The organism is Lederbergia panacisoli (assembly GCF_024626525.1).
Lineage (GTDB): Bacteria > Bacillota > Bacilli > Bacillales > Bacillaceae_C > Lederbergia > Lederbergia panacisoli.
This window is the reverse complement of sequence record NZ_JANJGU010000004.1, coordinates 171,448-193,066: the sequence shown is the minus strand read 5'-3', so window position 1 is coordinate 193,066 and position 21,619 is coordinate 171,448. Positions and strand designations below refer to the sequence as shown.

The following is a 21,619-nucleotide window of genomic DNA, read 5'->3' as shown; positions in this document are numbered from 1 at the left end:
CCTAGAAAAACACCATTATTTTCGATACATTTTAAATTCTAAAAACAGATCATTATAATGCGCCAGCATTTTTTTTCCTAAGTTATCATACACTTCAAGCCTTTCCGTTAACTCCGGAGAAGGATAAAAGCGTTCATCACTTGTCATATCTTCTGGCATATATTCCAAAGCTTTTTCATTTGGAGTCGAATAGCCGATGTACTCAGCATTTTGAGCAGCGTTTTCTGGATCGAGCATGAAATTAATAAATTTATGGGCGCCCTCAATATTTTGAGCTGATTTTGGAATAACCATGTTATCAAACCATAAGTTGGATCCTTCCTCTGGTACAACATAATCCAAGTCTTCGTTTTCACTCATAATATCAGCCGCTTCTCCAGACCAAGTTACTCCAATGGCAGCTTCTTCATTGGCAACGAGTAGTTTTATCTCGTCTCCGATGATCGCCTTAACATTAGGGGTAAGCTTATCCAGCTTGTTTTTTGCCTCTAAAAGACGTTCTTCACTCGTCTCATTTAATGAATAATGCAAACTATTTAAACCCATTCCGATAATCTCACGTGCACCATCAACTAGGAATATTTGATTTTTCAAATCTGTATTCCATAGATCATTCCAACTCGTGATTTTTTTCCCGCCGAGCATTTTTGGATTATAGACGATTCCAACAGTTCCCCAAAAATATGGGATGGAATACTGATTGTTCGGATCAAAGGAAAGATCCATAAACCGCTTATCAATATATTGCAGGTTTGGCAATTTACTATGATCAAGTGGCAGTAGTAACTCTTCTTCTTTCATTTTGCTGATAGCATATTCCGAAGGGACCGAAATATCATAGGAATTACCCCCTTGGGAAACTTTAGTCATCATTGCTTCATTGGAATCAAATGTCTCGTAAATTACCTTCATACCTGTTTCTTTCTCAAACTTTTTAATTAAATCAGGGTCAATATAATCTCCCCAATTATAGATACTTAAAACATTCCCACTTTTATATCCTTGGGAAGTATTCATATGGGAAGTCAGATACATCAAAGCAAAAGAAATGATAAAGATGAGAGAAAACAGACGCACTATTTTACTCATGGTTTCCTCACCCCCGCAGCTTGAGGCCTAGCATTGCGCTGATTAACGAAATAATATCCAATGACAAGTACGAGTGTTACTAAAAAGATAAGCGTCGATAACGCATTAATCTCAAGTGATATACCTTGACGCGCCCTTGAATAAATTTCGACTGACAAAGTTGAAAAACCATTTCCAGTTACAAAAAATGTAACAGCGAAATCATCGAGAGAGTACGTTAATGCCATAAAAAAGCCCGCAAAAATCCCCGGCGTAATATAAGGTAAAATGACCTTCGACAGGATATCCCAGTTGGATGCACCAAGATCCCGAGCCGCATCAATTAAAGAAGAGCTCATTTCCTGAAGCTTCGGCAACACCATAATGACAACAATTGGTACGCTGAATGCAATATGAGATAATAATACGGATGTAAAACCAAGCTTTATTCCTATTATCGTAAACATAATGAGGAATGATGCCCCAATAATGACGTCGGGGCTAACGATCAACACGTTATTCAACGTTTGAAGCGTATTTTTATATCTTAATTTTTTGACATACGTAATCGCAAGTGCTCCAACTATACCAAGAATCGTTGATATAGCAGCTGAAAGCAAGGCGATGATTAACGTATTGAGGGCAATAATAATAAGCCTTGTATCCTGGAATACTTCCGAGTACCACTCTAACGTAAAACCTTCAAAATCACGCATTGATTCACCGCTATTAAACGAATAGTACATTAAATAGAAAATAGGGGCGTACAAAATGAAGAAAACAATGATTAAGTATAGATTTGCTAATTTGCTTTTTCCATTCATATGAGATCACCCCGTTTTCTATTGCCAGTCAAAATCATGATAATTGCCATCGCAATAATTAAGAATACGGCGATTGTCGCACCCATGCCCCAATCTTGTGTAACAAGGAAATGTTGTTCAATCGCTGTCCCTAGAGTAATGACACGATTCCCTGATATAAGCCTCGTAATCATGAACAGTGAAAGAGCCGGAATAAATACGGCCTGACAACCCGATTTAACCCCATCCAATGTTAGTGGGAAAATGACCCGTCTAAAAGTTGTCCATGTAGAAGCTCCAAGATCACTAGCTGCATAGACTAAAGACGGATTCATCTTTTCAAGGGCATTGTAAATCGGTAGAATCATAAAAGGAATAAAAATATAAACAGCAACAAATATAAAGCTGAAATCAGTAAATAATATTTGTTTTGATCCAATTCCTACTGCTTCTAAAAACATATTAGCTGGTCCATAAGCTCCAAAAATTCCAAGGAAGGCATATGCTTTTAATAACAAATTGATCCAAGAAGGCAAAATGATCAATAAAAGCCATAACTGTCTATGTTTGGTCTTCGTAAGAAAATAAGCAGTTGGATAAGAAATCAGCAACGAAAAAGCAGTAATTAAAAATGCATACCAAAATGAGCTAAGCGTCATTCTTAAATAAACGGGTGTAAAGAACTTTTGATAATTCGTTACTGTAAAATTTCCTTCGATATCGAAAAAAGAATAATAAACCACAAGCAAAATTGGTGCCACAACAAATAACGCAATCCATAAAACATAAGGAATCAAGTAAAAATTACGCATCTTATTTTGCATGGCTTACCTCGTCATAAGCTTCCAAACGTTTATCAAATTCTTCTTCCGTTTCTCCAAAACGCATGACATGAATGGCTTCAGGATCAAAACGAAGCCCTACTTCATCTCCAGCTTCTGCCTTCTTAGTAGAATGGATAAGCCACTCATTTCCAGCGTCGTCATAGCAACAAATTTCGTAATGAACACCGCGGAACAATTGTGAATCTACCCTAACATGGAGATTATCAGTATCTCTCGCCGTAATCTCTAAGTCTTCTGGTCGTATGACAATTTCAACAACCTCATTTGGATTAAAACCTTGATCGACACAGTCGTATTGCTTTCCATTAAACTCAACGAGGAAATCTTTAATCATCTTTCCAGGAATGATATTCGATTCACCGATAAAATCCGCGACAAAACGGTTGATAGGCTCATCGTAAATATCGATTGGCGTTCCGCTCTGCTGAATTTTCCCTTTATTAATGACGAAAATTTCATCGGACATCGCAAGTGCTTCTTCCTGGTCATGTGTAACAAAAATAAACGTGATGCCGAGTCGTTGCTGCAGTTCACGAAGCTCGTATTGCATTTCAGTTCTTAATTTTAAATCAAGGGCTGATAGCGGCTCGTCCAGTAAAATTACTTGAGGTTCATTTACAATTGCACGTGCAATGGCAACTCGTTGACGTTGCCCGCCTGACATTTCATTAATTTCGCGATTTTCATAACCGACCAAGTTTACGAATTTTAGTGCTTCTTTCACCTTTTGATCAATTTCCGCTTTTTTCTTTTTCTTAATTCGCAATCCAAATGCGACATTTTCAAAAACATTTAAATGTGGGAATAAGGCGTAATCTTGAAATACTGTATTCACCTGGCGCTCATTTGCGGGAATTTTATTGATCTTTTTCCCATTAAAAAAAATTGCACCTTTGGAAGGTTGAATGAATCCGGCAATCAAGCGGAGTATCGTAGTCTTCCCACATCCAGAAGGACCGAGCAGGGTATAAAATTTTCCCCGTTCGATTTCAAAGCTTACATCATCCAAAACTAGTTCATCATCATATTTTTTTGATACATTTTCAAAACGTATAATTGTCTTATCTGTCATCATTGCCCCTCCATTACAGCGTATATTTACAAAGGCTATTTCTTTAAAGTTTGTTGTTTGTAAAAGCCCAATAGCCGGCTTTTACACCTAATTAGGAAGTTTTACGGTTCTTAGGTAGTTGCCAGCTCTTTTCTCAGTTGGATTACACATTTTACTGAATCCATTTCTTTTTGTTAAAATTTATATTAATTAGCAACATTGTTTGAGAAAAGAGCCTTTACAAATATGAATCGGTCGCAACCAAAATCAGTTCCGAAACCCCTTTGTGTACATTGCTGATCTGATGTTGATGGGATGCATGAAAATAAATAGACTCACCGGCTTTAGCATAATACGTATGTTTGCCTAATTGAATCATGACCTTACCTTTTATCACGTAAGCGAAGGTTTCCGAAAGTGAGGGTTCAAATTGCTTGAACTCTCCATTTTCCTCCAACGTAAGCCAGATTGGCTCCATTTCCATTTCATTGGATTCCGGAACTAACCATTTGATTTCATATCCCTTTTCTTCATCTTTATATTCAGTTTGATCTGCTTCCCCGTACACCACTTTTTGCTCGCGCTCTTCTTCATCGAAAAATTGTTTCGGGGTACATCCAAGTACTTCTAGTATGTTAAAAAAAGTATCGATCGAAGGAGAACTTAATTCTCTTTCCAATTGTGAAATATAACCCTTGCTTAAATCAGTTCGTTCCCCTAACTCCTCTTGCGTCAGCCCTTTCTTCAATCGTAAATTCTTTATTTTATTTCCGATTAGCATCAATATGACCTCAATCGTGTTTAATATTAGTAAACTTCAAGTGAATAAAGTTTAGTATAACAAAACTTTAAGTTTACTTTTAACCTCAAATTATTATACCGAAATATGTAGATACTTCAATACCTTTTTCAAATTTTTCCTTTAATTATTTCTTCCCTTTTTCTAAGCTCATACGTAGTTCCACCCCTCGCAATAATTCTAGGAAACTCTCCATCGCTTTTGTTTGGAATGGGGTTTGAACAATCGTCGAAAACTGGCGAGTGTATGGCAAACCTTTAATTGTTAAAATTTTAAGTGTTCCTAATTCAACCTCTTTCCGGATGGCCCATTGTGAAAGCAAGCTAACCCCTAGACCTGCTTCAACCGATTCTTTAATGAGTTGATTGCTTCCGAACTCCATTCTTTTCTTAGGAGCTAAATCAAATATCCGAAATACTTGCTCAGTTGCTTCTCTCGTACCAGAACCATTCTCCCTGACAATCCATGTCTCATCCTCTAGTTCTGATACTTTTATTTCTGCGTTTTTGTTAGCTAATCGATGATTTGAAGCAACAAACACATACATTTCATCTTCAGAAAACGATTCAATATTCAATTTTGAATTTTTCAACCCACCTTCAATAATCCCAATATCCAATTGATGCCCTGAAACAAGTTCCGCTATTTCTTTTGTGTTACCAATGGTAATTGTTGGTTTAATAAGCGGATATTTTTCAAGTGTATGTGCAATGATATGCGGCAACACATACTCTCCAAATGTGTAGCTTGCTCCAATTGAAAGTGGTCCACTTGTTTTATTCGTTACGTCGTCTACTAAGCGCTGCATTTTTGTATATAATCCGATAATTTCCTTTGCGTGATGATAGACAATTTCCCCTGCTTTGTTTAAGCGGACATATTTATTGCTGCGTTCCAACAACTTCGTTCCTAGTTCACGCTCAAACATTTGAATGTATTGACTCACTGCAGGCTGAGTCATATGAAGTTCTTCTGCCGCACGTGAAAAGCTCTTTTTTTCCGCCACTTTTACAAAGACTGCCAATTGTTGTTCCATATTATTCGCCTCCCACTATAAGCATTTACTTATCACTACTATTATAATGATTTATTTTCCTTATATTGCAATAAGTATTATTCTGTAATAGGACATTATTTTTGGAGGTTACTTTATGGAAAAACAACTAGAAAGAAAAAAACCGCAATCATCTGGCACGCCAATGGTGGGTGGAATTGCCTTTACATTTTTGATTGCACTTCTTGGTTTTTGGCTAGCCAAAGTTCCTGGATTTAACATGGTTGGACAGCTTGCCTGCGCCATTATAATCGCAATTATTTTCCGGCAAATTTTTGGTTATCCCGAATTGATTCGCTCAGGTATTGCATTTTCATCAAAAAAGTTATTAAGGGCAGCCATAATTTTATACGGTCTAAAATTGGATATAGCGGTCATTCTTCAAGACGGACTTGGTTTGCTTGCCCGTGATATTGGCGTCATTATATTTGCCATTTTTGTAACCGTTTGGATTGCCAAACGTTTGAAAGCAAACCCAACAATTTCATTGCTGGTCGGTGTCGGTACTGGTGTGTGCGGGGCAGCAGCAATTGCAGCCGTAGCGCCGATTATTAAATCTAAAGATGAAGATACGGCTATTAGTGTAGGAATCATCGCCCTTGTTGGAACAGTGTTCGCTATCGTGTATACACTTCTACGTCCGTTCCTCCCTCTTACAGATGTGGAATTTGGAATTTGGTCGGGTATGAGTCTTCACGAAATTGCTCAAGTCATCCTTGCCGCAGATGTTGGCGGCGAAGATGCACTGGCAATTGCGTTGCTTGCAAAGTTAGGACGTGTATTCTTGCTAATTCCCCTTTGCTTTATTTTTATGTATTGGATGAGGAGAAAATCGTCAGGTGATGGTACAGCTGCAAAAATTGAATTTCCGTGGTTTTTATTCGGTTTCATCATCATGAGCGTGATCGGAAGCTATATTTTAGGACATGCTATTCCATATCCTGTAGGAGTAAAAAGCTTTGTTACATCGGTCACTAGTTGGTTATTAACAGCGGCCATGGTTGGACTTGGATTGAATGTTAGTCTTGGTGATTTAAAAACAAAAGCCTTAAAACCATTGATTGCCATGGTAATTGCTTCATTAGCATTATCGGTGTTAGTATATTTTATTATTTGAATTCAAAAAGGCACTTCCTTTGTGGAAGTGCCGTTCCTCTAACCTATTGAAATTATAACTTAGGTCACAATAAACGGTTCATCATAACCTTCAAGCCTCAAAAGGATTTAAAGTGCAGATTGAGCGCCTCATCGTAACCTTTAACCTTCAAAATACGGATTAGGGCACATTGAATGGTCCATCGTGACCTCTGACCTTCAAAAAACGGATTGAGGGGCACATTGAATGCTTCATCGTGACCTCTAACCTTCAAAAAACAGATGGAAGGGCACTTTGAACACTTCATCGTGACCTCTGACCTTCAAAAAACGGATTGAGGGGCACATTGAATGCTTCATCGTGACCTCTAACCTTCAAAAAATAGATTGAGGGGCACGATGAACGATAATACCTATTACTAAAAAACGGCACTTTCTAAATGAAAGTGCCGTTTTTTGATTTTATGTCTAGCTACAGCGCCTATCGACTAGTGGATTTCTTCTTCCCTTCCTACGATAAGTCAACATCGATTCGTCCTATCGGACTCATCGTGTTTCCTTTATCTCGTCAGGGAATACAAATCCATACTTCGATGGACAGGTGCTTCCGCTTTTCTTCTACGCACCAAGCTTCTGACCTTGCTGCAGCTGATACATTTGATAATACTTACCCTTTTTCTCCATGAGCTCTTCATGATTGCCACGTTCCACAATCGTACCGCGATCAAGAACTAAAATCTGATCGGCATTTTTAATCGTTGAAAGTCGATGCGCAATAATGAAGGTCGTACGCCCCTTTTTCAACACATCCATCGCTTCTTGAATGATTGTTTCTGTTTCCGTATCGATGCTGGATGTGGCTTCATCCAAAATGAGAATGGCTGGGTCAAAGGCTAATGCGCGGGCAAAGGAAATTAACTGGCGCTGGCCGGAAGAAAGTGTACTTCCTTTTTCAACGACTGGCTCGTCTATTCCCTTTTCCAAATTTTTCAGCACCCGATCGGCTCCAACCGCCTTCAATGCTTCTTCCACTTTTTCACGAGAAATCCGTGGATCATTTAAGCTGACATTGGAAGCAATCGTACCTGTAAATAAATATGGATCTTGCAACACTATTCCCATATGCTCGCGCAAGGTTTGCTTTGGAATGTCTTGTATATTTTTCCCATCAATTTTAATTTTCCCACGGTTGGAATCATAAAAACGAAATAATATATTCATAATAGAACTTTTTCCAGATCCGGTATGACCGACAAGTGCTACAGTTTCCCCTTGCTTTGCTTCAAAATGAATGTCCTTCAGCACATCTTCATTTTCCTTGTATCCAAAATAAACATGGTCAAACGTGACATTTCCTTTATACCGTTCCATTCTTTCCGTGCTGACCTCTTCACCTTGTTCATCTAGCAAACGAAAAACACGCTCACCTGCAACTAATGCTTGCTCAAGATTAGAAAATTGGTTCACGATATTCATAACCGGATAAAATAATCGGTTAATGTAATCAACATAGGCGTATAAAATACCGATTGTCACGACTGAATGAGCTCCAAGTGAATTACTTCCGAAATACCAAATAAACCCGACGAAAACAATATTTCTTAGCACCCCAACAAAATTATGGGACGATAAGGAATTCAATATAAGAAGTTTATTCTGATAGCGAAAATGTGATTCATTCATTTCTTCAAATTCAGCGCTCATTTGCTTTTCACGCCGGAATGCTTGGATGATTGTCATTCCTTGAATAGATTCATTAATCATCGCATTTAATTCACTTACTTTGGAACGAATCACATGATTGTATTTAGATGCAAACTTTCTATAAAAAATCATCCATGCAAACATTATTGGAATGAGCAGCATGCAAAACAAGGCTAGCTTAGCATCTAAAATAAACATAGCTGTGTAAATACCAATAATATAGATGAAACCCGTAAAGAAATTTGATAATACGGCCACGTATAATTCCCGGATTGCTTCCGTGTCATTTGTAATGCGGGCGACCACTTTTCCAGCTGGTAAATTATCAAAATAGCGGATAGGCAAACGCTGAACATGCGAAAATATATCTATTCGCATTTTTTGAATGATACGATTTGCCGCTTTTTGCAAATAAAAATACTGTCCGTAATTAAAGATTGCCGCAATAATGACTAAACCGAAGTAGAGTGCCAGCAATTTTGTAATCGCAGGTATTTCAGGCTTATAGAAGACGAGTGTATCGTTTATAGAAAGTTTTTTTGCAGTATATTCTTTTGTTTCACCTTTTGAAGTGATTGAAATTTTATCCCCTTTTATAGCACGATCTCCTTCAAATGGAACCTCTCCATTTACAAAATAAAACTTTCTATCGACCTGTAAAATGGTTGCGGTTTTTCCACCTTCCACTAACTCGCCATCATTAGCATACAATTCTCTTACATATGTTTTTCCCTCATAATCTACCGACAATTCCCCTTTATTTGACTCGACCCAACGATCTTCAATTCCCAAAATGTGATCATCAATCAGCTTTTTAATGACAAATGGGCCAAGGACGTCCGTACCAACCGAAATAGTAAGCATCGTCAGTGCAGCAATAACAAGACCTTTAAAAAATAAGGCATATTTATATAACCTTTTTCCAGTCATTATGCGTTCACCTCCTCAAGAAGCGAGTCTTCCACTTGCTGTCTATCATATTGTTCTTTATACCATCCATTTGCTTGCAGCAAATCTTGATGGGTTCCTTCCTCAACGATTCTTCCATCGTTAAAGACAATAACCCAATCAGCATGTTCGATAGCAGATAGACGGTGCGTTGTAATAATCGTTGTTTTCCCACTGCGCTCATTGCGAATATTTCTAATAATCCGAGACTCTGTTTTGCCATCTACAGCAGATAAAGAGTCATCCAATATTAATAGCTCTGGATTTTTAATTAACGCACGCGCAATCGAAATCCTTTGCTTTTGTCCACCGGAAAGAGCCACTCCTTTTTCACCAACGAGAGTATCCAAACCTTCTGGCAGCATTTCTAAATCTTTTTCAAAATAAGCAAGGTAAATCGCTTTTTTTAAATCTTCTTCTGTTGCTTGATCATCTCCGAAAAGAATGTTCTCTCTCACACTTCTGGAAAATAGAACATGGTCTTGCGGCACATAGCCAATCCAACTACGAACTTGTTCTTTCGACTGTTCTTTAATATTGACATCGGAAATGTAAATATCGCCATCACCTAAAGGATACTCGCGTAAAAACTGTTTAATAAACGTTGTCTTTCCACTTCCTGTTTTTCCAACAACCCCAATGGTTGCTCCACGTTTTATATGAACATTTAAGTTAGCCAAATTATTTGTTTTTGAAGAAGGATAACGGAATGTGACATCCTTCAACTGAATGTTTTCTGGCTGTTCTATCAATTTAGGTGCCCCAGGGTCTTTTACATCTTCCTCATAGTTCAACGTTTCTTGAACACGGTCAAGTGATGCATTTCCCCTTTGCATAATATTGATTAATTCACCAATCGCAAACATCGGCCAAGTAAGCATTCCTAAATAAACATTGAAAGAAACGAGAAGACCTAACGATATTTCTTGATGAAATACAAGGTATGTTCCGTAAGATAGACCAATGATATAGCTGATGCCTGTAATTATCCTTGTTATCGGAGTAAAAAAGGCATCGATTCTTTCAACATGGATATTTTTTTCATACACATCTTCCGTCATTTTCCCGAAATCAGCTTCACTTGCCTTTTCTTGGACATAAGCTCGGGTAACCCTAACCCCGGAAACGGATTCAAGAACACGGTCGTTCATTTCTCCAAATGCATCTTGCGCTGCTGTAAATCGAGTATGAATTTTATTACCAAGGACCGTTATAACCCAGGCTAGAATCGGCAATGGCAATACTGCTGCGAATGTAAGTTTCCAAGAAACTAGGAATCCCATTGTTAGTAAGATCGTTATCATATACAGGGTAGAGTCAAACAATGTCAATACTCCGAAACCTGCCGTTACGGAAATGGCACGTAAATCATTTGTCCCCCTAGCCATTAAATCCCCAGTTCGATTTTTTTCGAAAAAGGTTGGAGTCATTTTTAATAAATGATTCATAAAGCGGGAGCGCAGCGTTTTTTCCACTATAAAAGCCCCGCCGAAAAGTTGATATTGCCACACGTACGTAATCCAATAGTTTAATAATGCTCCACCACCTAATATCGCCACATATATGAATAACGTTTTGTAAGTTAAGGATCCGAGAAAGATATTGTCGATCGCTGATCCTAAAATCATCGGTGGAATCACTTCAAATAGATTTGCAAATCCAAGTAATACAAGCGCTATCATATAACGCTTCCAATGCTGTTTAAAAAACCAACCTAATTTTGTTAATACACTAAACATGTTTTATACCTCCCTTTTTGCCAACCCAACAAAGTGAAAGCTACCCGCTCTCCAGCTCCACTGTTTTCATCAATAAAATAAAAATCAACATTTGTTTTTCCTCCCCGATTTTTTATATAAAAGTGCAAAACACCTGTTCCCCCAAGAAAATCAAAAAAAGCATAGTGCGCCTATAAATATGCGCAGCTATGCTTCACATAAAAAAGACACGGGTACCTTACAACCCGCGTCTTCATTCAAATTTCACATTAAAATCATCATATAGTTAAACGGCAGGCTGAGTCCATATTCAATTGTTGATTGTTTACAATTAACTTTTTCATCATGATCAGCCTCCCTTCCTTAATTTTGATTGTATTGAATGCTCATATGGTAGCATGAGAGATTTTGTCATGTCAATTACTTTTTGGAAAAACTTTCATAGCAACATGATGACCGGTTTTTTACAACTATATACAGTTGTTGAAGAATCTTTATGAAAAAAGTGTAAAGACTAAAAATAGTGGAAAAGGGTAATTAAAAATATGCTAAAGGGGAACAATTTATGGACTATAAAATGAAAGAGGAAATCGTTAAAACTGTCCCTCAGAAAGGTTTTTTCGGGCATCCGAAAGGTTTGTTCACTTTATTTTTCACTGAATTTTGGGAACGTTTTTCTTATTACGGCATGAGGGCCATTCTCATTTATTATATGTACTACGCCATTTCAGACGGCGGACTTGGTATGGACAAGACGACGGCCGCTTCCGTCATGGCCATATACGGGTCTTTAGTCTATATGTCTGGAATCATTGGAGGCTGGATAGCGGATCGGTTACTCGGCACGAAAAAGACGGTATTTTTTGGTGGAATCTTAATTATGGGTGGTCATATCGCCCTGTCCTTTCCGGGTGGAGTCGTCGCTTTATTTTTATCTATGGGACTGATTGTAATCGGAACAGGACTTTTGAAGCCGAATGTTTCAAGCATCGTCGGTGATTTATACAGTGATGACGATAACCGCCGCGATGCTGGTTTCAGCATTTTCTATATGGGAATTAATTTAGGTGCCTTTATCGCTCCTTTTATCGTAGGTACGCTTGGACAAAAATACAATTTTCATCTTGGTTTTGGAGTTGCTGCAATTGGAATGTTCTTAGGGCTAATTATATTTTTAGCAACGAGGAAAAATAATTTAGGACTTGCAGGGTCTCATGTTCCAAATCCACTCTCACCTGATGAAAAGAAAAGAGTTTATTTAGGATTTATTATTGTTGCTATCATCATTATCATACTTGGTGCGATAACGATTAACACAGGTATTTTGACGATTGATCGCTTCACAATGCTCGTTAGTATTTTCGGGATAGTAATTCCTACGGCTTACTTTATCGTTATGTATCGGAGTCAAAAAACAACTGCTGACGAACGCTCAAATTTAATAGCTTATATCCCTTTATTTATTGCTTCCATAATGTTCTGGGCTATCGAAGAACAAGGAGCCATTATACTTGCCCAATATGCCGATCAACGAACACAATTGCATTTTGCAGGGTTAAAATTAGAGTCTTCTTGGTTCCAGTCATTAAATCCAATCTTCATTGTCATTTTTGCTCCATTTTTTGCATGGCTATGGATAAGACTTGGCAATCGCCAACCATCAACTCCAGCAAAATTCGCATTCGGGCTGGTTTTGGCGGGGCTTTCCTTTATCGTCATGATTTTCCCCGCGTATTTGAACGGAGTGAACACGCTTGTTAGTCCTATATGGCTAGTTCTCAGTTTTTTTATCGTCGTGCTTGGCGAACTTTGTTTATCGCCTGTAGGACTTTCCGCAACGACAAAATTGGCGCCAGCAGCCTTCTCAGCACAGACAATGAGCCTTTGGTTTTTATCAAATGCTTCCGCACAAGCAATTAACGCACAGCTTGTGAAATTGTATAAACCAGAGACTGAGATCATTTATTTTGGCGTTATCGGCGGGATCTCCATTTTACTTGGACTAATTTTGTTTGCGATGTCCCCGAAAATCCAGTCGTATATGCGCGGCACGAGGTAAGAAAAAAGCCATCATCCGAAAAAACCGGGTGATGGTTTTCTATTTATTTCTGGTACAAGTTTTTAATTAGTCTTAGTGATCGGTTTTCGGTTCGATTCATGGCCTATCACAACGGTAATCAATTCAGAACTCGGTTTACGGTGCGATTCAGGGCCTATCGCAACGGTAATCACATCCACACTCGGTTTCCGGGGCGATTCAAAGCCTATCGCAACGGTAATCAATTCGGCACTTGGTTTACAGTGCGATTCATGGCCTATCGCAACAGTAATCAATTCCACACTCGGTTTCCGGGGCGATTCAGGGCCTTTCGCAACGGTAATCCCTTCGCCACTCGGTTTTCAGGGCGATTCAGGGCCTTTCGCAACGGTAATCCCTTCGCCACTCGGTTTTCGGGGCGATTCAGGGCCTTTCGCAACGGTAATCAATTCAGCAACCCGTTTACGGGGCGATTCATGGCCTATCACAACGGTAATCAATTCGGCACTTGGTTTACGGTGCGATTCATGGCCTATCGCAACGGTAATCACTTCCACACTCGGTTTTCGGGGCGATTCATGGCCTATCGCAACAGTAATCAATTCCACACTCGGTTTCCGGGGCGATTCAGGTCTTATCGCAACGGTAATCAATTCGGCACCCCGTTTACGGTGCGATTCAGCTCCCATCGCAACGACAATCACTTCCACACCCGGTTTCCGATGCAATTCAGGTTCAATAGAGACGGAAATGGCACCACCACTATCCTTCCATCTCGATACAGGAATATGCGAGAATGAAATCCTATTTCCAATTTAAAATGGTTTCGGACTTAGAAGCGCCCTCGCTTTATTAATTGTCTCAATATACTCATTCTTAGGTATGGATTCTGCTACAATTCCGGCGCCTGCTTGTAAATAAGCATGTTGGTCTTTTATGACGAGAGAGCGAATCGCAATTGCAAAGTCGACATCTCCGTTTGCGTTGATGTAGCCAATCGCTCCCGCATAGACACCACGCTTCACGTTTTCAAGATCATTGATGATTTGCATGGCGCGAGGTTTGGGAGCTCCGGATACAGTTCCGGCTGGAAGGCAGGAAATAAGGGCATCTACGCCAGTTTTTCCAGCTGCCAATGTACCGTCTAATTCCGATACAATGTGCATTACATGACGATAGCGTTCTATTTTCATATCGCTCTTAATTTTTATCGTATTTTCTTCACAAATATTGCCAAGATCCTCGAAACTTAAGTCTACGAGCATTCGGTGTTCGGATAATTCTTTTTCATCTGCTAATAGTTCTGCTTCCAAAGCAAGGTCTTCCGCTTGAGTTTCTCCGCGTCTTCTTGTCCCTGCAATCGGATTTGTTGAAACGATTTGTCCACTCGTTTTGATAAAACTTTCCGGAGAGGCGCCTAACACAACGTACTCATCAAAATCAACGTAAAACATATATGGAGAAGGATTTGAATTTCTTAAAACTCGGTAAAAATGAAATGGATCAACATCAACTTTTCCAATCATTCGTTGCGATAAGACGACTTGCTGGATTTCACCTTTTTTAATGAACTCTTGCGCTTCCTCCACCTTCCGAATGAATTCTTCTTTTTCTAATTGCGGCGTGAATTCAATTTTACAATTAGTCAATGATTCATCCTGTTCTTTACGTGATATTTGCATTTCCAACTCATTTATTCGTTGTTCCAATTCTTCCTCTGCCCGATTTCCATGCAAGTCAATTGCCAGCACATATATGGATTGAGCTAAATGGTCATAGACAATCGCATCTTCATATACCATAAAATGAATATCCGGCATATTAATTTCATCTTTCGGCTCTTCGCCGATATCGACATACTGACGAATTGCATCATAGCCTACATAACCAACTGCTCCGCCATAAAAAGGAAATGGAAGTTCTAAATTTAATTTCGGTATTGCCGCCTGAATTATGTCAAGTGGCACCCCAATCTGTTCTTTTTCTCCTGCAGAAGAAATGACCGACGCCTTATTCCCGTCCCCGATAATCTCCATTACAGGATTCACGCCTATAAAAGAATAACGCCCTTGTTCACTATGTTTTAGTGAACTTTCCAGTAAAAACTTTTTCTTTCCCGCAAGCCTTAAGAAAATGTTAATCGGAGTAAGTACATCCCCATTCAGTTTTCTCATTTTGAAATTCACTTCTTTTGTTTGCATCTTCTTTTCTCCTTCCTTATTTTCGAAATATAAAAAGCCCCCAGACAAACACAAATTAGTGTTCATCTGAGGGCGATATAACCGCGGTGCCACCTCTTATTGGAGACTTTATTCAACAATCTCCATCTCTTTCAGGCACAGGTTCATTTCCGATGCCCTATCCATGTAACGGCGGAAAACCGGATTTCCCTAATCTATTTTCAGGAAATCACTCGCAAGTCCATTCAGTCAAAGCTTTCGTACCGGATTCACACCAACACCGGCTCTCTGTGACGATTCACTTAAACATACTCCTCTTGCTCAACGTTTTGAATTATTTTAAAACACAAAAAGGCCCTCATCCAAAGGACGAAGGACCGTGGTGCCACCTTTATTTAGCCAAAATCAGCTCTCTTCCGCACAATGTCTACATGCATTATGCGTGCTCCCCTTTATCGATGGGATTTTCGCCAAAGCCTACACCATATGAAGCCGGTTCGGTTTGGAAGCTCAGAAGCCCATTCACCCGCATGAATCACACCGATTTGCACCAACCATCGGCTCTCTTATGTGCCACACAAGCTACTATTCTTCTTCATTGCCTAGAAATGTATTTGATTGTTTATGATGATATTAAAAATTTTGATTATTGTCAATCATTATTTTCCTAACATTAATCGACGATTTCCAAAAAGCTTTGCAGACACTGGGAATAAAATGATAATCAGCAGCGCATAGCTCCCTGCAGCAATTCCAAAAGCATTGATAGTCAACTGCCCACTAAACGCATCGCGGACGAATAAAAATAAGTTCATGAATGGGACTGCATACAACGGAAGACTCAAAGCTTCGCCTGCAAAAAACATAAATAGCATTGGAAGAGTAATCATCCCTATCACAGGTGTCATATAATAACCAGCTTCTTTTACCGAGTTGGCCATCATGCTTAAAATCATTTCAACTTCAGCAAAGAAAATGGCAAACAATACGATTAACACAATACTCATGATGACAAATGGAGCAGGATTCTCAATGACTGCCATTCCTTTTTTAAGTTCCGTTGTAAAATTCACAAATACACTTAGTAATGCAATACATAATACACCAGTGAATATTCCAAGTAGTGAAATAGTCATCCATTTTGCGACTAAAATTTTGATAGGTTTAATAGGTGTGATGAGCAATGCTTCGATTGTTTTCTTTTCCTTCTCTCCCGCAAACAGCTCGGTTGCAGATGGATAGGATCCATTTGCAATTGCCATCGGGATCAGTAATGGAATCAAGATTGCCAGCATAAAAGATGCAATGGCGTTTTCTTCATCTTTTGTCGTTTTTGTTTCAAGTTGAAAAACCTCTAAAACACTGCTATCCATATTTTGACCTGCTAGCCGTTGTTGAACCGTTTCTTGCTGCCATTGGTTAAAGCCTGCCATCACAATATTTGAAGCATTGGATGAGTCTTGACTGCCAGGATCAAAAATAATTTTTACCGGAATCGCTTCCTCATTTTCTAGCCTTTGTTTCCAATCCTCATCCAGCTTAATACCAATCTGAACCTTTTTTTCTTCAACTGCTTTTTGCACATCCTGATATTTTTCTACCTCTAAGGTAGGCATATATTTCTCTAAATATGATATTAATTCAGAATCTACCCCTTCATCCACTGCTAGAGTAAAATTCTCTTCATCACTAGTTGTTAGAATTTTATCATAAAAAAATGTCAGTCCCGCCATCATTAATAACGGAAAAATAATGAGCAAGGTAATACTGCGCCTATCCCTTAAAACATCTTTCATCTCTTTAAGAAAAATTGTTTTAAACATATAAATCACCTCTTACAACTTTCGATGTAAATAAGTAGTTTAGATCCCTACTGTTTTCCTGCGAATATAGATTTTCAAGACTTCCTTCATATACAACTTGGCCTTTATGCATCATAATGACATCCTCACACAGATGGGCAATTTCATCCATAATATGAGTTGAAAACACAATCGTTTTCCCTTCGTTTTTGTATTGATAAATAAATTCGCGAAAAATATTGGATGATGTAATATCAAGGCCTGTTGTCGGTTCATCGAATAGCACAATGTCTGGATCATGGATAAGCGTCCGTGCAATCGCAACTTTCTGCTTCATTCCTTTCGAAAACCCTTCTACTTTCCGATCCAAATATTTACGCATGCCAAATCTTTTTGCGAGCATCTCAATTTGATTTTTAATATCGTGTGGAGACATGCCGTACAGATTTCCGAAGTACTCTAGATTTTCCCTGGCAGTCAATCTGTTATAAAGGCCTGTTTCAGATCCGAATAACACCCCAAGCCGAGATCTCACTTTCTCTCTATTTTCGAAAATATTTTCTCCATCTAGTGTGATGATTCCTTCGTCAGGCTCAATCAGCGTACAAAGCATCCGAAGCAATGTTGTTTTTCCCGCGCCATTTTCACCAATAAGTCCTACAACGTGGCCTTTTTTAATATTCAACGATAAATAATCAATTGCTTTCACTATTTGTTTCTTATCTTTAAATTGTTTAGATACTTGATTCACGACGATCATGCCGTTCCTCTCCTTCGTTTCAATTTCTAACTGTATTGTAAAGCTAAAAGTATTTTTGGTCTGCCATTATGTCGCGAAAAGGGATTTATATGTCGCGAAAGGGGTTGTAATCTTTTTAAACGGGATTTTGTGACTTATAATAATTGTTAGTATGTTTTAAAGGGGTTTTCGTCATGAAAGTAGGCATTGTGGATGATCGAACGATAGATTTAGATAAATTGAAATATATTTTACAAGAAGAAGAGGATGTCGAGCTTATTTTTGCGACGACAAATCCGGAGGAAGCTTACGCGGAAATTCAAAAAAACAAGATTGATTTATTAATAGCCGATATCGAAATGCCAGGTATCTCAGGGTATGAATTAGCTGATTTTATTCAAACACACGGACTATTGATTTCCGTCATCTTTGTAACGGCTAAAAGCGGTTATGCCGTACATGCGTTTGAACTCAATGTTCATGATTACATTTTAAAACCATATAAAAAGGAAAGGCTTCTGCAAGCTCTAGCAAAATATCGAGAAAAGCAGCATGCCGGCAATTTGACGGGACGCTTAATTCTTAAACAAAAAGGCCTTATCGAAATGATACCAAAAAAAGATATTATTTTTGCGGAACGAACCGGACGGTCGACAACCATTTACACAACAAATTCATCTTATGAAACATATATGACGATGAATGAGCTCGAAGGAAGTCTTCGTGAGAATAACTTTATTCGCTCGCACCGCTCCTTTATTATTAATCTACATTTTGTAAAAAGCTTTTCAATTTACACAAAAAAGTCCTACAGCGTCACGTTTGAAGGAACAAAGCAAATCGCTATGCTGACAAAAGAGAAAATGGACTATTTGCAAAAGTATTATTTTTGAGGTGGAAAAAATGCAGCTGATTCCTATTGTTTGGACGATTTTGATAGCCATTGTGCTCTTGACTACTATGTTTGTCCAACTATATTTATATAAAAAAGAACAATTTCCTAGGCTTTGGGTAGTCATAACCTCAATCATGCAATTGTTTTGGCTGGCTGCTGCCTTTTTGACGAAAACATCATATATCGCTCTCGGTTCCGTTCTTCCATTCGCTGCTCTTTTTTTCTTGCTTACTTCCTTACGGGAAGAAAAAAATAAAAATAGGCTGATGGTCAAAAATTACGAACAACAAATGGAACTATTATATGAACTGCGCAAGCAACGTCATGATCTGCAGAAACACACTTCCGCCCTTATACGAGCGAATTCTGAAGAATATTTATCTGAACTACATACACGCTACACACAAATCGATGGCATTTTGGGCGGTGAATCGAATATTGTAGCAGGCGCTCTTTACGCCTATAATGAACAGGCGCGTGAAAAAGGAATAAATTTGGTATATCATTTCCAGCAAGCGATTTCCGGCTTGCCGCTATCAGAATATGAGCTAATATCTTTTATCGGAAATATTTTGGAGAATAGTATTGATGCTGCATATGATTACAGTGCTGCTACGGGCAAAGTAGGGAGAATCCTCTTTTCCTGCCGTAGGCAAAGCGGGATATGGATTATTATTAGCAAAAATGAGACATTGCCTCTTGATGACAATACGCTTGAACGAATTTTTACAAGCAGGTCCATTTCTACAAAAACGGGTGGCCATGAAGGGATCGGTACTCAAGAAATCATGCGTATCGTAAAAGCCCACGATGGAGCGCTTGACTTTTCCGTCATCAGGAATGAATTTACGCTAAAAATCAAAATTCCCGACGTACGAAAGCTTTAAGTTTAGAAGAGTGGCTTAAAATATACATATAAAAAGAGATCCTTCACGTGAGGGGCTTCTTTTTATATGTATTTTCTTTTTATAAGGATTAAATAGCAACTCAAGGGAATTTTATTAAAGACTTATAAGGCTATACGAAGGGACGTTTGTCATGAAAAATCATCACCGTAAGTCAAAGTCGGTGGAAAATATCTTGCAATTCTTAATTACCTCCATGAAGGGCCTTTCTCAAGTGATATTAATAGAAAATGCTCTTACTGGGGTCATCATATTGATTGCTATTTCATGCTCGTCCCTTGCTTTAGGAATAATCTCCCTTTTATCAAGCGTAATCGGGACTTTAATTGGGAAAATAGGAGGGGCAGATGATTCGGACATTAGGCAAGGCCTTTTCGGTTTTAACTCTGTATTGACCGGATTAGCTTTAATGTTATTTATGAGCGGAACTTCCCGTTGGTTCATCGCTTTGTTTGGCGCAGCCGTTGCGGCGTTACTAACTGCAGCCTTCATGCATTTGATGAAATTTACCGAACTAGCAGTCCTTACAACTCCTTTTATTATTCTTACATGGTTTGTGTTACTAACTACTTACAAATTAAAATACTTTCATCTATCAGAAAAATTAGTCCCTCAAGATTTATCAAGTTGGAATTTAATTATCGAAGGTGATATCAACTGGATTGAGGGAGCAATTAGTGGAATCGGGCAAATCTTTTTTCTTGATAATACATTATCGGGGATTTTACTTTTTATTGCGGTATTTATTGAAGGTTGGAGGCTCGGACTATTTGCAGTAATTGGAAATGCTGTAGCTTTATTTGTCTCGTATTGGCTTGGTGCGGAGCATTTATTAATATATGCCGGACTATACGGATACAATGCCATTTTAGCCACAATGGCGGTGGGTACCGTTTTTACTGGTTATAAGCTATCAGGACATTCTATTTTTGTAGGTATTTTAGCTGCTATTTTAACGGTCCCTTTAACAGCAAGTGTAACAACATGGCTTTTGCCGTATGGGTTGCCAGCACTTACAATGCCATACGTTCTTTGTACTTGGATTTTTTTAGGAGCCAAAAAAGTTTTACCTAGCTTATAGTATTAATGATAGATACTGACGGATATTTTTAGTAAAAATGATTATCTGATCTATGACATTATTTTCAAGAAATGCTCCAAGAAAAATGATACAATGAAATACATTCTGGCAAGAAACTTGGAGTTGATATTTTGAACCATCACATAAATGAACAAGAATTGATCGAGGTTTGCCTTTTGGCGGGAAAAATATTGATGAAAAGTGGGGCGGAAACGTATCGTGTTGAGGATACGATGATGAGAATGGCCTCCGCTTGCGGATTTAATGAAAGCCAAAGCTTTGTCACTCCAACGGGAATTATTTTTTCATTGGAAGGTTCAGATCCATCACAATTTGTCCGAATTAGTGAACGAGGGACAGATTTGGAGAGAATTTCCAAAGTCAATCATATCTCAAGAGGCATGGCAGAAAAGAAATTGAATACGGATGAAGCCATCCTTGCCCTTAAGGAATTGGAAAATGCTAATCTTTCTTTTCCTATTTGGCTGCAAATCGCAGCTGCAGCAATCGCGAGCGGAAGCTTTTTAATTATGTTTAAAGGAAGTTGGACCGATTATATCCCCGCTTTACTCGTTGGCGGTATAGGGTTTTCAACTTTTTTAATTGTACACTATCATGCAAAAGTTAAGTTTTTCGCCGAGTTTTCAGCCTCTTTTATCATCGGACTATTGGGATTATTCGCAGTAAATTACGGCTTAGGACAGCAGCTTGATTTAATTGTCATCGCTTCTGTCATGCCGCTTGTACCAGGTTTGCTCATAACAAACGCCATCCGCGATCTAATGGCTGGCCACTTCGTATCTGGACTATCAAAAGGCGCGGAAGCATTTTTAACAGCTTTGGCAATTGGTGCGGGTGTTGCATTTATTTACTCATTAATGTTGTAAAGAGGTT

At 38.6% G+C, this 21,619-nt stretch carries 18 protein-coding genes and 2 other annotated features; of the genes, 6 read left to right on the top strand and 12 right to left on the bottom strand.

The genetic code is table 11. The features are described 5' to 3' along the window. Window positions 1-15: 15 nt before the first annotated feature. The 6 genes from NQ185_RS08190 to NQ185_RS08165 all read right to left on the bottom strand — a co-directional run bounded on the left by NQ185_RS08190 (window position 16) and on the right by NQ185_RS08165 (window position 5,602). Window positions 16-1,089: an ABC transporter substrate-binding protein gene (locus NQ185_RS08190; protein WP_257581163.1), complete on the bottom strand. Its 1,074-nt coding sequence runs from the start codon at window positions 1,087-1,089 to the stop codon at window positions 16-18. Further along, a complete protein-coding gene (locus NQ185_RS08185) occupies window positions 1,086-1,892 on the bottom strand; it encodes an ABC transporter permease (protein ID WP_257581162.1) in 807 nt (268 codons plus the stop codon). Before NQ185_RS08185 ends, NQ185_RS08190 begins: the two co-directional genes overlap by 4 nt. After that, window positions 1,889-2,695: an ABC transporter permease gene (locus tag NQ185_RS08180; RefSeq protein WP_257581161.1), complete on the bottom strand. Its 807-nt coding sequence runs from the start codon at window positions 2,693-2,695 to the stop codon at window positions 1,889-1,891. The genes NQ185_RS08185 and NQ185_RS08180 overlap by 4 nt, the downstream gene beginning before the upstream one ends. Continuing rightward, on the bottom strand, window positions 2,685-3,788 hold the full coding sequence (locus NQ185_RS08175; RefSeq protein ID WP_257581157.1) for an ABC transporter ATP-binding protein: 1,104 nt from the start codon (window positions 3,786-3,788) through the stop codon (window positions 2,685-2,687). Before NQ185_RS08175 ends, NQ185_RS08180 begins: the two co-directional genes overlap by 11 nt. Window positions 3,789-4,005: 217 nt before the next feature. Next, window positions 4,006-4,548 carry a helix-turn-helix domain-containing protein gene (locus NQ185_RS08170; protein ID WP_257581156.1) on the bottom strand — a complete coding sequence of 181 codons (543 nt, stop codon included), beginning with the start codon at window positions 4,546-4,548 and terminating at the stop codon, window positions 4,006-4,008. Between the two features lie 145 nt (window positions 4,549-4,693). Beyond that, window positions 4,694-5,602, bottom strand: a complete 909-nt coding sequence (locus tag NQ185_RS08165; protein WP_257581154.1) for a LysR family transcriptional regulator — start codon at window positions 5,600-5,602, stop codon at window positions 4,694-4,696. Between the two features lie 115 nt (window positions 5,603-5,717). Between NQ185_RS08165 and NQ185_RS08160 the strand changes: the two genes are divergently transcribed. Beyond that, the gene (locus NQ185_RS08160; RefSeq protein ID WP_257581153.1) at window positions 5,718-6,737 is read left to right on the top strand and encodes a YeiH family protein; all 1,020 of its coding nucleotides are present in this window, start codon (window positions 5,718-5,720) and stop codon (window positions 6,735-6,737) included. A gap of 596 nt (window positions 6,738-7,333) precedes the next feature. Here NQ185_RS08160 and NQ185_RS08155 read toward each other — a convergent pair. Together NQ185_RS08155 and NQ185_RS08150 are read right to left on the bottom strand one after the other, a co-directional pair. Next, on the bottom strand, window positions 7,334-9,349 hold the full coding sequence (locus tag NQ185_RS08155; RefSeq protein WP_307000453.1) for an ABC transporter ATP-binding protein: 2,016 nt from the start codon (window positions 9,347-9,349) through the stop codon (window positions 7,334-7,336). Then, the gene (locus NQ185_RS08150) at window positions 9,349-11,106 is read right to left on the bottom strand and encodes an ABC transporter ATP-binding protein (RefSeq protein ID WP_257581152.1); all 1,758 of its coding nucleotides are present in this window, start codon (window positions 11,104-11,106) and stop codon (window positions 9,349-9,351) included. The genes NQ185_RS08155 and NQ185_RS08150 overlap by 1 nt, the downstream gene beginning before the upstream one ends. 544 nt (window positions 11,107-11,650) lie before the next feature. Here NQ185_RS08150 and NQ185_RS08145 point away from each other — a divergent pair. Then, the gene (locus NQ185_RS08145) at window positions 11,651-13,144 is read left to right on the top strand and encodes a peptide MFS transporter (protein ID WP_257581150.1); all 1,494 of its coding nucleotides are present in this window, start codon (window positions 11,651-11,653) and stop codon (window positions 13,142-13,144) included. 341 nt (window positions 13,145-13,485) lie between these two features. Here the strand turns inward: NQ185_RS08145 and NQ185_RS08140 are convergent, their stop codons facing one another. The 4 genes from NQ185_RS08140 to NQ185_RS08125 form a co-directional block, all read right to left on the bottom strand. Further along, the gene (locus NQ185_RS08140) at window positions 13,486-13,833 is read right to left on the bottom strand and encodes a hypothetical protein (RefSeq protein ID WP_257581148.1); all 348 of its coding nucleotides are present in this window, start codon (window positions 13,831-13,833) and stop codon (window positions 13,486-13,488) included. A gap of 105 nt (window positions 13,834-13,938) precedes the next feature. Next, entirely contained in the window at window positions 13,939-15,324 is a 1,386-nt protein-coding gene (gene trpE / locus NQ185_RS08135; protein ID WP_257581147.1) for an anthranilate synthase component I, read from the bottom strand. 65 nt (window positions 15,325-15,389) lie between these two features. Next, window positions 15,390-15,637, bottom strand: a binding site (T-box leader). Window positions 15,638-15,665: 28 nt separating this feature from the next. Then, window positions 15,666-15,911, bottom strand: a binding site (T-box leader). Window positions 15,912-15,962: 51 nt separating this feature from the next. Next, window positions 15,963-17,126, bottom strand: a complete 1,164-nt coding sequence (locus NQ185_RS08130; protein ID WP_257581146.1) for an ABC transporter permease — start codon at window positions 17,124-17,126, stop codon at window positions 15,963-15,965. After that, window positions 17,119-17,865: an ATP-binding cassette domain-containing protein gene (locus NQ185_RS08125; RefSeq protein ID WP_257581145.1), complete on the bottom strand. Its 747-nt coding sequence runs from the start codon at window positions 17,863-17,865 to the stop codon at window positions 17,119-17,121. Before NQ185_RS08125 ends, NQ185_RS08130 begins: the two co-directional genes overlap by 8 nt. Before the next feature lie 173 nt (window positions 17,866-18,038). Here NQ185_RS08125 and NQ185_RS08120 point away from each other — a divergent pair, with 173 nt between their 5' ends. The 4 genes from NQ185_RS08120 (at window position 18,039) to NQ185_RS08105 (ending at window position 21,612) form a co-directional block, all read left to right on the top strand. Beyond that, complete coding sequence (locus NQ185_RS08120; RefSeq protein ID WP_257581144.1) at window positions 18,039-18,737, top strand: LytR/AlgR family response regulator transcription factor; 699 nt, start codon at window positions 18,039-18,041, stop codon at window positions 18,735-18,737. A 10-nt stretch (window positions 18,738-18,747) separates the two neighbouring features. Continuing rightward, entirely contained in the window at window positions 18,748-19,626 is an 879-nt protein-coding gene (locus NQ185_RS08115; RefSeq protein WP_257581143.1) for a sensor histidine kinase, read from the top strand. A gap of 151 nt (window positions 19,627-19,777) precedes the next feature. After that, the gene (locus NQ185_RS08110; protein ID WP_257581142.1) at window positions 19,778-20,725 is read left to right on the top strand and encodes an urea transporter; all 948 of its coding nucleotides are present in this window, start codon (window positions 19,778-19,780) and stop codon (window positions 20,723-20,725) included. Window positions 20,726-20,853: 128 nt separating this feature from the next. Continuing rightward, window positions 20,854-21,612, top strand: coding sequence for a threonine/serine exporter family protein (locus tag NQ185_RS08105; protein ID WP_373370796.1), 759 nt, complete (start codon window positions 20,854-20,856; stop codon window positions 21,610-21,612). Window positions 21,613-21,619: the final 7 nt, after the last annotated feature.

Excerpts from the sequence above, each read along its gene's own strand:
- NQ185_RS08190 (WP_257581163.1), bottom strand. The coding sequence starts at position 1,089 with ATGAGTAAAATAGTGCGTCTGTTTTCTCTCATCTTTATCATTTCTTTT.
- NQ185_RS08185 (WP_257581162.1), bottom strand. The coding sequence starts at position 1,892 with ATGAATGGAAAAAGCAAATTAGCAAATCTATACTTAATCATTGTTTTC.
- NQ185_RS08180 (WP_257581161.1), bottom strand. The coding sequence starts at position 2,695 with ATGCAAAATAAGATGCGTAATTTTTACTTGATTCCTTATGTTTTATGG.
- NQ185_RS08175 (WP_257581157.1), bottom strand. The coding sequence starts at position 3,788 with ATGACAGATAAGACAATTATACGTTTTGAAAATGTATCAAAAAAATAT.
- NQ185_RS08170 (WP_257581156.1), bottom strand. The coding sequence starts at position 4,548 with ATGCTAATCGGAAATAAAATAAAGAATTTACGATTGAAGAAAGGGCTG.
- NQ185_RS08165 (WP_257581154.1), bottom strand. The coding sequence starts at position 5,602 with ATGGAACAACAATTGGCAGTCTTTGTAAAAGTGGCGGAAAAAAAGAGC.
- NQ185_RS08160 (WP_257581153.1), top strand. The coding sequence starts at position 5,718 with ATGGAAAAACAACTAGAAAGAAAAAAACCGCAATCATCTGGCACGCCA.
- NQ185_RS08155 (WP_307000453.1), bottom strand. The coding sequence starts at position 9,349 with ATGACTGGAAAAAGGTTATATAAATATGCCTTATTTTTTAAAGGTCTT.
- NQ185_RS08150 (WP_257581152.1), bottom strand. The coding sequence starts at position 11,106 with ATGTTTAGTGTATTAACAAAATTAGGTTGGTTTTTTAAACAGCATTGG.
- NQ185_RS08145 (WP_257581150.1), top strand. The coding sequence starts at position 11,651 with ATGGACTATAAAATGAAAGAGGAAATCGTTAAAACTGTCCCTCAGAAA.
- trpE (WP_257581147.1), bottom strand. The coding sequence starts at position 15,324 with ATGCAAACAAAAGAAGTGAATTTCAAAATGAGAAAACTGAATGGGGAT.
- NQ185_RS08130 (WP_257581146.1), bottom strand. The coding sequence starts at position 17,126 with ATGTTTAAAACAATTTTTCTTAAAGAGATGAAAGATGTTTTAAGGGAT.
- NQ185_RS08125 (WP_257581145.1), bottom strand. The coding sequence starts at position 17,865 with ATGATCGTCGTGAATCAAGTATCTAAACAATTTAAAGATAAGAAACAA.
- NQ185_RS08120 (WP_257581144.1), top strand. The coding sequence starts at position 18,039 with ATGAAAGTAGGCATTGTGGATGATCGAACGATAGATTTAGATAAATTG.
- NQ185_RS08115 (WP_257581143.1), top strand. The coding sequence starts at position 18,748 with ATGCAGCTGATTCCTATTGTTTGGACGATTTTGATAGCCATTGTGCTC.
- NQ185_RS08110 (WP_257581142.1), top strand. The coding sequence starts at position 19,778 with ATGAAAAATCATCACCGTAAGTCAAAGTCGGTGGAAAATATCTTGCAA.